General features: G+C 55.0%; 12 protein-coding genes and 1 pseudogene. 8 read left to right on the top strand and 5 right to left on the bottom strand.

Annotation, left to right across the window (positions count from 1 at the left end):
• The first annotated feature begins 56 nt into the window (after nucleotides 1–56).
• On the top strand, nucleotides 57–464 hold the full coding sequence (locus tag AC3RPL_RS23900; RefSeq protein WP_490741797.1) for a hypothetical protein: 408 nt from the start codon (nucleotides 57–59) through the stop codon (nucleotides 462–464).
• A gap of 82 nt (nucleotides 465–546) precedes the next feature.
• Here the strand turns inward: AC3RPL_RS23900 and rcnR are convergent, their stop codons facing one another.
• Complete coding sequence (gene rcnR, locus AC3RPL_RS23895) at nucleotides 547–819, bottom strand: Ni(II)/Co(II)-binding transcriptional repressor RcnR (RefSeq protein WP_490741796.1); 273 nt, start codon at nucleotides 817–819, stop codon at nucleotides 547–549.
• A 122-nt stretch (nucleotides 820–941) separates the two neighbouring features.
• On the opposite strand from rcnR, the gene AC3RPL_RS23890 reads away from it, so the two are divergent.
• Nucleotides 942–2,027, top strand: coding sequence for a nickel/cobalt efflux protein RcnA (locus AC3RPL_RS23890; RefSeq protein ID WP_490741795.1), 1,086 nt, complete (start codon nucleotides 942–944; stop codon nucleotides 2,025–2,027).
• Nucleotides 2,028–2,040: 13 nt separating this feature from the next.
• On the opposite strand, the pseudogene AC3RPL_RS23885 reads toward AC3RPL_RS23890, so the two are convergent.
• Nucleotides 2,041–2,187: pseudogene (locus AC3RPL_RS23885) on the bottom strand (alpha/beta hydrolase); the annotation flags it as partial.
• Between the two features lie 516 nt (nucleotides 2,188–2,703).
• On the opposite strand from AC3RPL_RS23885, the gene AC3RPL_RS23880 reads away from it, so the two are divergent.
• The 6 genes from AC3RPL_RS23880 (at nucleotide 2,704) to AC3RPL_RS23855 (ending at nucleotide 9,022) form a co-directional block, all read left to right on the top strand.
• The gene (locus tag AC3RPL_RS23880) at nucleotides 2,704–3,708 is read left to right on the top strand and encodes an iron ABC transporter substrate-binding protein (RefSeq protein ID WP_490741794.1); all 1,005 of its coding nucleotides are present in this window, start codon (nucleotides 2,704–2,706) and stop codon (nucleotides 3,706–3,708) included.
• A 16-nt stretch (nucleotides 3,709–3,724) separates the two neighbouring features.
• A complete protein-coding gene (locus AC3RPL_RS23875; protein WP_490741793.1) occupies nucleotides 3,725–5,293 on the top strand; it encodes an ABC transporter permease in 1,569 nt (522 codons plus the stop codon).
• Nucleotide 5,294: 1 nt separating this feature from the next.
• Nucleotides 5,295–6,314: an ABC transporter ATP-binding protein gene (locus AC3RPL_RS23870; protein ID WP_490741792.1), complete on the top strand. Its 1,020-nt coding sequence runs from the start codon at nucleotides 5,295–5,297 to the stop codon at nucleotides 6,312–6,314.
• Between the two features lie 717 nt (nucleotides 6,315–7,031).
• On the top strand, nucleotides 7,032–7,409 hold the full coding sequence (locus tag AC3RPL_RS23865; RefSeq protein ID WP_490741791.1) for a TetR/AcrR family transcriptional regulator: 378 nt from the start codon (nucleotides 7,032–7,034) through the stop codon (nucleotides 7,407–7,409).
• Nucleotides 7,410–7,481: 72 nt separating this feature from the next.
• The gene (locus tag AC3RPL_RS23860; RefSeq protein WP_490741790.1) at nucleotides 7,482–7,610 is read left to right on the top strand and encodes a hypothetical protein; all 129 of its coding nucleotides are present in this window, start codon (nucleotides 7,482–7,484) and stop codon (nucleotides 7,608–7,610) included.
• 302 nt (nucleotides 7,611–7,912) lie between these two features.
• Entirely contained in the window at nucleotides 7,913–9,022 is a 1,110-nt protein-coding gene (locus tag AC3RPL_RS23855) for an iron-containing redox enzyme family protein (RefSeq protein WP_490741789.1), read from the top strand.
• A gap of 108 nt (nucleotides 9,023–9,130) precedes the next feature.
• Here the strand turns inward: AC3RPL_RS23855 and AC3RPL_RS23850 are convergent, their stop codons facing one another.
• Genes AC3RPL_RS23850 through AC3RPL_RS23840 form a run of 3 tightly spaced genes read right to left on the bottom strand, consistent with a single transcriptional unit; the run spans nucleotide 9,131 to nucleotide 11,261 of the window.
• Nucleotides 9,131–9,604, bottom strand: coding sequence for an OsmC family protein (locus AC3RPL_RS23850; protein WP_490741788.1), 474 nt, complete (start codon nucleotides 9,602–9,604; stop codon nucleotides 9,131–9,133).
• Between the two features lie 20 nt (nucleotides 9,605–9,624).
• Complete coding sequence (locus AC3RPL_RS23845; RefSeq protein WP_490741787.1) at nucleotides 9,625–10,653, bottom strand: C45 family autoproteolytic acyltransferase/hydrolase; 1,029 nt, start codon at nucleotides 10,651–10,653, stop codon at nucleotides 9,625–9,627.
• Nucleotides 10,650–11,261 (bottom strand): GNAT family N-acetyltransferase, encoded by a 612-nt coding sequence (locus AC3RPL_RS23840; protein ID WP_490741786.1) that lies wholly within the window; start codon nucleotides 11,259–11,261, stop codon nucleotides 10,650–10,652. The genes AC3RPL_RS23845 and AC3RPL_RS23840 overlap by 4 nt, the downstream gene beginning before the upstream one ends.

The raw sequence follows: 11,261 nt of genomic DNA, 5'->3' as shown, positions 1-11,261 counted from the left end.
ATCGGGAAAAAGTATGACTCTTTTACATAAGCCTGAATTGAGTATTGGAATAACGGATGCGTATGCTTTACCCCGCAGGTAAAACCGGGCCTGCCAACCGTTCGGGCGGCATACCGTTTGTCGTCAGTCAAACTGAGAGAGAAATGATGAAAAAAGGCCTTATTGTTACTATCTGTAGTCTGTTACTGCTACCTGCGCTGGCCTCTGCGGCAGGCTGGCCGCCGGAAAGTGGTGCCAGAGTGCCGGGAAACGCACTGGAATACCCGACAAAACTGGAAGCGCTGAATCAGTCGCTGGAAAAACTGCTCAACGGTGGGGCAAAGATTGTCTCGGCCTCCCTCGGCAACGACGGCCCGGTGGTTATCCTTAACAACAAAAAGCAGTCGGTGATTTGTCTGGTGAAAGGCGCTGGCAGCGGGTCCGATCAGAACGTGGCAACCTCTCGCTGCTACGCCATGAACTGAATAAAAAAGCCCGGAAACATTCTGTCTCCGGGCCTGCCAGCGCCATATCTTTTGCCAGCTGAGCAGCGTCCTGTGGTCGGGCCTATTTGATGTAGGAGTCCAGCACCTTCAGTATCACCGCCAGATCCGCCTCGCGCTTTGCCCTCTCCTCTTCGTGAACAATATGCTCGGTCAGGTGCCCTTTGATCACCTCACGCATCAGGCCATTCACCGCACCACGAATCGCCGCAATCTGCTGCAATACCGCCGCACATTCATGGGGTTCATCCAGCATTTTTGTCAGGGCAGAAACCTGTCCCTGAATCTTATTTGCACGGGATTTCAGCTTCTGTTTATCACGAACGGTATGCGACATCTGCCACCCCATCGCCATAAATTCCGGAGGGAGATTATAACCATCGCATCTACTGGGGGGTAGTATTTTGTACTGGGGGGGAGTACCATCATTCGCTCCTGTAACTGTTGAGAATTATTCCTGTGAGCGACTTTTCAACCCTCCTCCAGCAGGGTAATGCGTGGTTTTTCATTCCCGGGGCGATCCTGCTGGGTGCCCTGCATGGGCTGGAGCCAGGTCATTCCAAGACCATGATGGCGGCATTTATCATCGCCATAAAAGGAAGCGTACGTCAGGCGGTGATGCTGGGGCTGGCCGCCACACTCTCTCACACCGCTGTCGTCTGGCTGATTGCTTTCGGCGGCATGTATATCAGCAATCGCTTTACCGCTGAATCCGCAGAGCCGTGGTTGCAGCTGATTTCCGCAGCCATCGTGCTTGGTACTGCGCTATGGATGTTCCGCACGGCCTGGCAGGATGAGAAAAACGCGCGTAAAGCGAGGCAGGAAACCGTGCAGCTGCGGTCCGACGAGAAGCTGATCGATACCGGTCACGGCAGAGTGGCGCTCTCCATCACCGGACAACCGCAGCAGGCACACTGGCATCTGCGGGTGTTATCCGGCAATCGCTGGCAGGCTGGCGAGGTATCACTGACGGCACGCTGCGGAAACGGCCCCTTTTCGCGGATTTTTAATTTTATCGACCACGGCGATTATCTGGAATCGGAACACCCGGTTCCCGAACCCCATAACATTAATGCCCGGCTTTCACTGGGCCATCGCGGTCACGTGCATGATTACGATGTGGTATTTGGTGAGTCGCATAATTCCGGTCCGGCAGCCGCAGAGGAGTACCAGGATGCCCACCAGCTGGCCCATGCCAGTGAGATTAAACGACGCTTTGATGGTAGAGCGGTGTCGAACGCGCAGATCCTGTTATTCGGCCTGACCGGCGGGCTGATCCCCTGCCCTGCGGCCATTACCGTGCTGTTGATTTGTTTGCAGCTGAAAGCGCTGGTGTTAGGTGCAACGATGGTGTTCTGTTTCAGCATCGGTCTGGCCCTGACGCTGGTGGCCGTCGGCGTGGGTGCCGCCCTCAGCGTGCGCAGGGTCGCTCACTGGCGCGGTTTCGATGCCATCGCCAGAAAAGCACCGCTGTTTTCCAGCCTGCTGATTGCCGCCGTGGGGCTGTATATGGGCCTCCACGGCTGGCTGGCTTTAACTCACTGACCTCTCAGGCGGATTACGGCGTTTTGCCGTAAAACTGCGTCAGTTTATCGACAGCCTGATCGACATAAGGCTGTTTCCAGTAAGTCTGAATATGGGTCGCGCCAGGGATCAGAAACAGCTCTTTGTCTTTGGCGTTGACCGCTTTTTTAAACGCATTGTCGTGTTAAAAAATTAAAGCAATAATACTGCCTTCGTCGAAGCACGGTTTTGCTGAACAATGAAAATCCCGCCTGATAAAATCTGCTATTGCGGTGATTTTTCAAAAAGGTAAATCAGTCATAAGGCCAGGAAAATAAACCAGAAGCCAGACAGTGTTATTAAAAAAAAAAGAACAAAGGAATATTTTATTTTTACTTTTCACGGATAAAAACCTGATATCAGCAGGGATAAAGAAATAACCAGCGGGCGTCATCATAACCTCACCAATAACAAAAAATCAGCAGCCAGCATACTTGTTTTTTAATATTAAGGTTATCTTAATCTTTGTCATAAAATTCTGCGCACCCGCCCCGCTCACGGATAAAGTAAAGCGATAAAGCCGGTCACCTTGCTGATACTCTGAACTCTGCAAATAAGAATAATTTTCGTTATCATTCTGATGCTTTTATATTAAATTGTCGCTGCTTTGAAGAATGGCTGTAACAAACTTGAATTGTCTTCTGAACAGGATGATGACATGAAACACTTTTCGCTTAAATCCCTTGTGCTTGCAGGTCTGTTTTCTTCTTTAACGTTATCTGCCCACGCCGCCGATGACACGCTGGTTATTTATAATGCGCAGCATGAAAATCTGGTGCAGTCATGGGTTGATGGCTTCACACATGACACCGGCATCAAAGTCACCCTGCGTAATGGCAGCGACAGCGAGCTGGCTAACCAGTTGGTGCAGGAAGGTAAAGCCTCGCCTGCCGACGTTTTTCTGACCGAGAACTCACCATCAATGGTGCTGGTGGATAATGCGGGCCTGTTCGCCCCACTGGAGAGCAACACGCTGGCGCAGGTGGATAAAGCGTACCGTCCTGCTCATGGCCGCTGGACAGGCATCGCCGCCCGCAGCACGGTGTTTGCTTATAACCCGGCGAAACTGAGCGATGCTCAGCTGCCACATTCGATCATGGATCTGGCAAAACCAGAATGGAAAGGCCGCTGGGCGGCATCCCCGACCGGGGCAGATTTCCAGGCCATTGTCAGCGCGATGCTGGCGCTGAAAGGCGAAAAAGCCACCCTTGACTGGCTCAAAGCGATGAAAACTAACGCGGTGCCTTACAAAGGCAACAGCACGGTGCTGAAGGCGATCAATGCCGGTCAGATCGACGGCGGAATCATTTATCACTACTACCGCTTTGTTGATCAGGCAAAAACCGGCGAAAACAGTAAAAATACCGCACTGCACTACTTCGGTCATCGCGATGCCGGTGCCTTCGTCAGCATCTCTGGCGGCGGCGTGCTGGCTTCCAGCAAACATGCCAAAGAGGCGCAGCAGTTCGTTAACTGGATAACCGGTAAAGCGGGTCAGCAACTGCTGAAAACCAACGATGCCTTTGAGTATGCGGTCGGTAAAAATGCGGCCTCCAATCCAAAACTGGTGCCGCTGAAGGATCTGAATGCCCCGGCAGTAGAGCCGTCGTCGCCCAACAATAAGAAAGTCATTGAATTAATGACCGAAGCCGGATTGCTGTAACAACGGAACTTTGTGGATGCAAAATCCTGCTTTTCATACGCCACCCGCAGGTGGCGTTAAGGCCCGCACGCCGGGCCTTTTGCTTATATTGCTGGCGGTGGTGATAACCCTGTGTTCACTACTGCCGCTGGCATTTGTCACCCAGGTTACCTTCAGCAGCGGCTGGCAGACCATCCGCACCCTGCTGTTTCGCCCGCGCGTGGCGGAACTGATGCTCAATACCACGCTGCTTAACCTCTGCACTCTGCCGCTTAATATTGCCGCAGGCACAGGACTGGCCTGGCTGACCGAGCGCACCGCCCTGCCGGGACGCCGGCTCTGGTCCCTGCTGTGCACCGCCCCGCTGGGCGTACCGGCGTTTATCCAGAGCTACGCCTGGATAAGCGTGCAACCCGCGATGTCCGGCCTGAGCGCGGCCGTCTTTCTCTCGCTGCTGGCCTACTTTCCCTTTATCTATCTTCCGGCAGCGGCGGTACTGCGGCGGCTCGATCCTGAACTGGAATATGTCGCAGCCTCGCTGGGCCTGACGCCGCTGGCGGTATTTTTCCGGGTGATCCTGCCGCAGATGAAGCTGGCGATCCTGGGGGGCGTGCTGCTGACTGTGCTGCACCTGCTGGCGGAATACGGGCTTTTCGCATTGATCCGCTTCGATTCTTTTACCACCGCCATTTTTGATCAGTTTCAGTCCACCTTTAACGGCCCCGCCGCCAACATGCTGGCAGGCGTGCTGACGCTGACCTGCCTGCTGTTTCTGCTGCTTGATATTAAAGTACGGGGGAAAACCCGCTATACGCGGGTCGGTGCAGGTGTACCGCAGCGGCAAAGACCAAAACCGCTGACGCTGCCGGTGAAGGTGGTGTGTACGCTGCTGCCGCTGACGCTGGTGGTACTGTCGCTCGGCGTGCCGCTGCTGTCACTGCTGCGCTGGCTGTGGCTGGGCGGAGTGGACGTGTGGCAACAGCCTGCTCTGTGGCGCGCTTTCCAACAGACATTAACCCTGGCGGTTACCGGTGCGGCGCTGACCACCGCCTGTGCCTTTCCACTCGCCTGGCTGTCGGTGCGCTATCCACAGCCGGTGTTTCGACTGATGGAGAGCTGCAACTACCTGACTGGCTCACTACCGGGGCTGGTAATAGCGCTGGCGCTGGTGACCTTCACCCTGCAACTTGCGCCGCCGCTGTATCAGACCGCCTTCACCCTGCTGCTGGCCTATGTGCTGCTGTATCTGCCCCGTGCGCTGATAAGTTTACGCGCCGGTATTGCTCAGGCTCCGGCCGAGCTGGAGAACGTCGCCGCCAGCCTGGGGCAGCCCCCGTTTCGGGTGCTGTGGCGGGTCACGCTGCGCCTGATTGCGCCAGCCGCCGCCTCCGGCGCGGCGCTGACCTTTATTGGTATTGCCAGTGAGCTGACCGCCACCCTGCTGCTCTCTCCGCTCGGCACCCGCACGCTGGCCAGCGGCTTCTGGTCACTGACCAGTGAAATCGACTACGTGGCCGCCTCGCCTTATGCGCTGCTGTTGATTCTGCTTTCACTTCCTTTAACCAGCCTGCTTTATCGTCAGGCTGGCCGCGCCGCAGGAATATAATATGTTAACGATCAAGGGATTAAATAAGTCCTGGCAGGGGACATCGGTGCTGCATGACGTGCAGTTAACGGTTGCGCCTGCTAACCGCACAGTAATTGTCGGCCCGTCCGGTTCAGGCAAATCGACCCTGCTGAAACTGATTGCGGGTTTTGAGCTGCCCGACAGCGGAGAGATTATTTTCGATAAGCGGTCGCTGACCGCTGGCCGGGTGCCGGTGCCTGCCCATCAGCGCGGCATTGGCTACGTCCCACAGGACGGCATGTTATTTCCTCATCTGACGGTGCGGGACAATATCGCTTTCGGCCTGCAAGGGCCGAAGTCCGGGCAGGATAGTACGGTGGCGGCCCTGCTGGAGAAGGTATCGCTGGCCTCCCACTTCGCACAACGCTGGCCGTATGAACTCTCCGGCGGGCAGCAGCAGCGCGTGGCGCTGGCCAGGGCGCTGGCGTTAAAACCACGGCTGATGCTGCTGGATGAACCCTTCTCCGCGCTGGATACCGGACTGCGGGCCGCCACCCGCGATGCGGTGAAGCAGATCCTCAGCGAAGCGGGCATTGCCTGCATTCTGGTGACGCACGATCAGGGAGAGGCGCTCTCCTTTGCCCAACAGCTGGCGGTAATGGAAGCGGGTCGCCTGATGCAGACCGGCCATCCGCGTGAACTTTATCACTACCCGGTGAATGAACAGACCGCCAGACTGCTGGGTGAGGCGGTGATCCTGCCGCTGCGCCAGCGACAGCAGGGTTACTGGTGTGCGCTGGGCGAGGTGACCCCGTTACGCAAGCCCGTCAGCGACAGCGCGCGCATTATGCTGCGCCCGGAGCAACTGAGCATAAGTGTCAGCCAGCAACCAACAGGCATCCTGTTGCAGGATTTCGCCTTTGCCGGGGACCGCTCACTGCTGACGGTTTATCTGGAGGAGGAGAAACAACAGCTGACGTTGCAGACGGCTTCCTCACAATGGCTGACGCCCGGCTGCTGGCTGCGACTTGAGGTACGCGAGGCGGTTCATCTGCTGTAACGGCCGCAGCTGCCGGGCTGCGGTGACAGAGATTGCCCTGATTTACTGGTTATCAGGTGCAGACGCGTTCGTTCCAACTGTCGCGATAAGTAATATTTCCCTCTGTCTACTTCCAGCTAATCGCCTCATAACGCAATTCAAGCGTTTTCAGCTGGATGGATGAGAATGTTTTTATCCAGAGTCAGCTTCATGCAATGGCGCAAAAAAGTATCAGCCCTTTTTGTGTCGTTAAAACTGAGCGCCCCCGACGGATTAGCAGCCGGGTTTCTGCCTGAGCGGATATTCGCGCGGCACCGACCCTGAAACAGGGTTATTGCGCGCACCGACCATGCCCGCATTTTGTGCAGCTGGCGCTTTGTAACATCTTCGCTATCCCTTCTGCTGTTAAACAATCAGGCAGGTTTGACCAGGGTAAAACAGCGACATTTTAAGCCTGCCAGATAACGAGGTAACGGCCGATTTTCGCCACTTGCCACAGATTATGCTGCTATCAGGCGTCATCTGCCTGCGGATAAAAATATCAGCTGGCAGCAAGCGGTTGCCGGGCGTTTTGTAACTAAAATTTAAATAATCGCGCTCAGCTGTTTTTTCAATACGCCAGTATACTTTTTACAATATATTCATTTAGTTACACTTGCAGTGCCAATATTTTTATCCATAAAATGCACATATGATATAATAAAAAGTTGGTATTTCAGTTTTATTACAGGCCGTCAGATGAAAGCAAAGCTACAAAATATTATCGATTCGTCAATGGTGCTTTTTAACCGCGAAGGCTATCAGTCTTCTACCATTGATAAGATTGCTGAAACATCTGGCGTTTCAAAAATGACCTTTTACCGTTATTTCCCGGATAAAGAGTCATTGATTAAAACCATTCTCGAAATAAAACATCAGCAGTTTATTAACGAACTGAAAGAAATTACCGAAGCAGAGACGGAAACCAAAGATAAACTTTTTTCTATCTTTAAATATTATAACAGCTGGTTCTATACCCCCGAATTTAACGGCTGCATGTTTAACCGGGTGGTTGTTGAATTTGGTGACAGCTCGGCGGTATTAAAAGAAATTAATATTAAATTCAGGGCCGATTAACAGGCGCTGATTTATGAGATTCTCTGTCAGTGCCTTAATCCTGAACCTGCCAGCCGCGTCTCCTTCACCATTATGATGCTGATTGATGGCGCTATCGCGGCCAGCCAGTCAGAGGGCATCGCTAATATTGAAAATTCCCCGGCACTTACTGCCTGGTCCACCACCAAAGCGCTGATTTTTTCAGAGGGCGGCGTCATTTAATTAAGCGGAAACAGCCGCGTTATTCTCCCTTCACAATGGCCTGTATCAGGGCCATTTTGCATTTTTCAGATTGACATAGCCTTAATCTGAAAACCATCAAATTGCAATCTGTTGTCATCTTAAAGCTGACAAAAAGATGTTAGATTCCGCTCACTCATCCCGATACAGCCTGTAATTTAATAACAGGTAAAGGGAAAATTCCTGTCAGAACAGGGGCTGAGTCAACGCGTTATTTTATAAAAACCTTCGGTGATATTTATATCCTGTCAAACAGCCATCGCCGCTTATATAAGGCCACGCCAATGAATATACACACGCAACAGGTCATCAATACACTGTGCCTGGACGAACACGATCAATTACCGCTGGCGGATATTATTCACGCTCTGGCCTGTGAAGATAATTTACCTGCCGTTTATCAGCATTATCCCCGGCTGGCAGAAAAACTGTCGGCGCAGGTGGCAGAGACGCTGAAGCTGGCACTAACCGGGCAGAATGCCGCTGCCCGGCGGGATATGCAGCTGGCGCTGTTTATCCTTTATCAGTCACACCTGGCCGAGCCGCTCTCGGCGCAGAGTCGCAATCAGTTCGATCCCCTGCTTATTCAGCTGCGCCAGACGCTGGAATCCGCCTGGCTGGAAAATGAAATCAACGCAGCCGCCATCCCGCTTCCGGATCTTTGTGTGGAGAATATGGTGGCGGAATTAACCGCCTTATGGTCCGCTCATCCCACGGCCCGTCATCCCCTGTTTGATTTCCTGGCCAGCGAGGCCAACGAAACCCAAATCAATTACTTTTTTAAAAGCGACAGCGCGCTGAATTTATTATTTTTCGATCTGGTGGCCATGACGCTGGTGGGGTCGTTTCCGGAGACGCGGGCTGAAATCAGCCATAACCTGTGGGATGAAATTGGTCAGGGCAGCAATGAGTTCACCCATGTCAATCTGTATAAAAACCTGCTGGAGCGACGCGGCATCGCCCTGCCCGATGACCATTTCACCCATCTGTATGAGTGGCAGGGGCTGGCCGGATATAACCTGTTTATGGCCGCAGGGGTGACGCGCCAGCACTATTATAAACTGACCGGCATGATGGCGATGACCGAACTGCTGGATCCGTCTCAGTATGAAAAGCTGGTGGTGGGATGTAAGCGTATCGGGTTGAGCGACAGGGATATCCATTACTACTCAGAGCACATCAGCGTTGACGTGGCCCATGCCGATGGCTGGCTGAACAATGTGATCGTGCCGGTTTGCGCCAGACACCCCGCCGCAATGGCAGAAATCTACAACGGGGCAATACTGCGACTGCAAACCTGTCAGCACTACTACGATTATCTGCTGGCGAAGCTCCGTTCGCTGTCAGCGCACACCACCTCTGAGGTTGCGCTGTCAGGCACGGCGGCCCGCTAACAGCACCGCGCCGGACCTAACGGCGGCGCAGGATAAAAACAGGCGCAGAGCGTGATGGCGAAGCCAGCAACCCTGCGCCTGCTGATAACCCGCTAACGCCGCGCCGCCTCAGGCCGACGGCTGGTGGTGAAAGGTGGCGTTGATGCTGATGGCAAACGCCAGCGAATTAGCAATGTAGCACTTGCTGTGGGCCAGCTCATGCAGCGACAACGCCAGCTCTGCATCATCCCCTTCCTTCAGCGTCACCTCTGGCCGAAGCTCTGCCGAGACAAATTTCCCGCTTTTTTCATTCATCGTCGCCACCGGTTTGTCGCTGTATTTCACCACGCACAGACCGGCATCGGCGCAGAGATGCAGATACCACAGCTGGTGGCAGGCAGAAATAGAAGCCAGCAGCAGCTCCTCCGGATTCCAGCAGCTTTCTTTGCCCAGAAAAGCCGGGTCGGCGGAACCGTTCAGCGTTTTCCCCGCCGTACCGTTGACCACAAATTCCCGCGTGTAGGATCGATAATCACGGGTGCCGACCCCAAGATTTCCCTGCCACTCCAGCGCGACCTGATAATGATGCAGTTTTTCAGCCATGTTGTTCTCCAGCAGCCAGATTAAAGAGAGAAAGAGTGTGTGGCAGAAAGCGCCGGATTACCAGCCCGCAGCAGCATCCGGCCCTGTTGCGGCAGTAGCACCACTGCCGCCACGGTGCGTTCGCGACGAATATCGCCATTATCCGCCACGCACACCGGCGGCGTACTGAACAGCCCAAAGCATCCCTCATCATCGATGGTCGGCTGCTGTAAAAATGCCCTGGTCTGATTCAGCCGCAGCTGTGAGGAGTTGCGCGCAAAGATATTGATCGCATCCTGCGCGATAAAATCAGCGTGGAGAAAATGGTTGGTATGGGCGGTCACCGCGCCCTGCTCCACCACACGCAGCTGATTATCGAGGCTCTCGACGCAGACTGCCCGCTGTGCATCGCACAGGGTGAAGGATCGCGAGCTGGAAAGAGGCAACGCGGCCAGCGCTTCCAGCGCCTCGCCCACATTCGCGCAGCTATCCAGCAGATGACGGATTGCCAGATAAGGCGGGATCCCCTCCTGCCAGCGTCCGCCCAGCACCATGTTCAGCCCGACAGCAAGCCCGCAACTGTTCATCCCCAGATAGCCCAGCAGCCCGGCGAAACTCAGCACCAGCGCATGTCGTTGCGGGGTATGCACATGCAGGACGCGAATAAAATCATCCAGATTGCCGTTGAGATCGACCGTCTGCGCCAGCAGCGGCTCACTTTTCAGCGACGCCAGCGTTGAGCAGTCCCCACCGGTGGTGATGCGGTTATAGCCCAGCACCTCGCGCCGCAGTTGCAGCAGCCAGGCCACATCGGCAGACAATCCCGCCCCCACCGCCAGCCCCTCAATTTCCGCCGCCATCTCCGGCAGCCAGCGGCTGACCAGCGTCCGGTAAGCGGCTATCTTCTCGCCGAGCGCCGCCAGCGACAGCGGCCTGTCACTCAGCGGTTGCAGACGGCACAGCCCGTCAGCGACAAACTGTTGCAGCGCAGCGCGGCACTGTTCACCATGCTGAATGCCCCGCGTCAGGGCATCGCCTTCCAGCCGGATCAGGAAATGATCGGCACTCATTTTGCTCCAGCCTGTAAAGCGGGCTGAGCGGCCTGCAACATCGCTTTCACCCCCGGCCATTCGTGCGCCAGCACGCTGTAAAAGATCGCGTCGCGGCGGCGGTTGTCCGGCATAAAGTTAAAGCTGCGCAGCGTGCCCTCTTCCGTCGCGCCAATCCCGCGCAGTCCGGCGCGGGCGCGGGTGTTCAGCACGTCGGTTTTGAACTCCACCCGAATCGCCTTCAGCGTTTCAAAGGCGTGCGCCATCAGCAGATATTTTGCCTGGCGGTTGATGCCCGTGCCGCGAAACGCCTCGCCCAGCCACGACCAGCCAATCTCCAGTCGCGCTTCCTGCTCCAGCATACTGCCGATGCTCATGCTACCGGCTATCTGTCCGCTGGCCTTATCAATCACCGCGAACACCGCCCGGCTGCCCGCCGCCTGATCGCGCAGCATGGCGTTAAAAAACGTCTCAAACTGCGCATCGTTATCGACGCGAAAGACAAAATATTGCCAAATCTGTCCGTCACGGGCCAGCTCACGCATCGCCTGCCTGTCGTCTTCCTGTACTGCTCTTAACAGCACCCGCTCATTCTGCAAGGTGGCGGAGGCTTTCTGGTTCCAGCTCAT

It is taken from the genome of Erwinia papayae (assembly GCF_058241465.1).
This window is presented reverse-complemented; position numbering and strand designations above follow the sequence as displayed.

What these genes read in the sequence shown, in the direction of transcription:
- AC3RPL_RS23880 (WP_490741794.1), top strand. Translation starts at nt 2,704, where the DNA reads ATGAAACACTTTTCGCTTAAATCCCTTGTGCTTGCAGGTCTGTTTTCT.
- AC3RPL_RS23900 (WP_490741797.1), top strand. Translation starts at nt 57, where the DNA reads ATGCGTATGCTTTACCCCGCAGGTAAAACCGGGCCTGCCAACCGTTCG.
- AC3RPL_RS23845 (WP_490741787.1), bottom strand. Translation starts at nt 10,653, where the DNA reads ATGAGTGCCGATCATTTCCTGATCCGGCTGGAAGGCGATGCCCTGACG.
- rcnR (WP_490741796.1), bottom strand. Translation starts at nt 819, where the DNA reads ATGTCGCATACCGTTCGTGATAAACAGAAGCTGAAATCCCGTGCAAAT.
- AC3RPL_RS23865 (WP_490741791.1), top strand. Translation starts at nt 7,032, where the DNA reads ATGAAAGCAAAGCTACAAAATATTATCGATTCGTCAATGGTGCTTTTT.
- AC3RPL_RS23855 (WP_490741789.1), top strand. Translation starts at nt 7,913, where the DNA reads ATGAATATACACACGCAACAGGTCATCAATACACTGTGCCTGGACGAA.
- AC3RPL_RS23850 (WP_490741788.1), bottom strand. Translation starts at nt 9,604, where the DNA reads ATGGCTGAAAAACTGCATCATTATCAGGTCGCGCTGGAGTGGCAGGGA.
- AC3RPL_RS23840 (WP_490741786.1), bottom strand. Translation starts at nt 11,261, where the DNA reads ATGAGCTGGAACCAGAAAGCCTCCGCCACCTTGCAGAATGAGCGGGTG.
- AC3RPL_RS23875 (WP_490741793.1), top strand. Translation starts at nt 3,725, where the DNA reads ATGCAAAATCCTGCTTTTCATACGCCACCCGCAGGTGGCGTTAAGGCC.
- AC3RPL_RS23860 (WP_490741790.1), top strand. Translation starts at nt 7,482, where the DNA reads ATGATGCTGATTGATGGCGCTATCGCGGCCAGCCAGTCAGAGGGCATC.
- AC3RPL_RS23870 (WP_490741792.1), top strand. Translation starts at nt 5,295, where the DNA reads ATGTTAACGATCAAGGGATTAAATAAGTCCTGGCAGGGGACATCGGTG.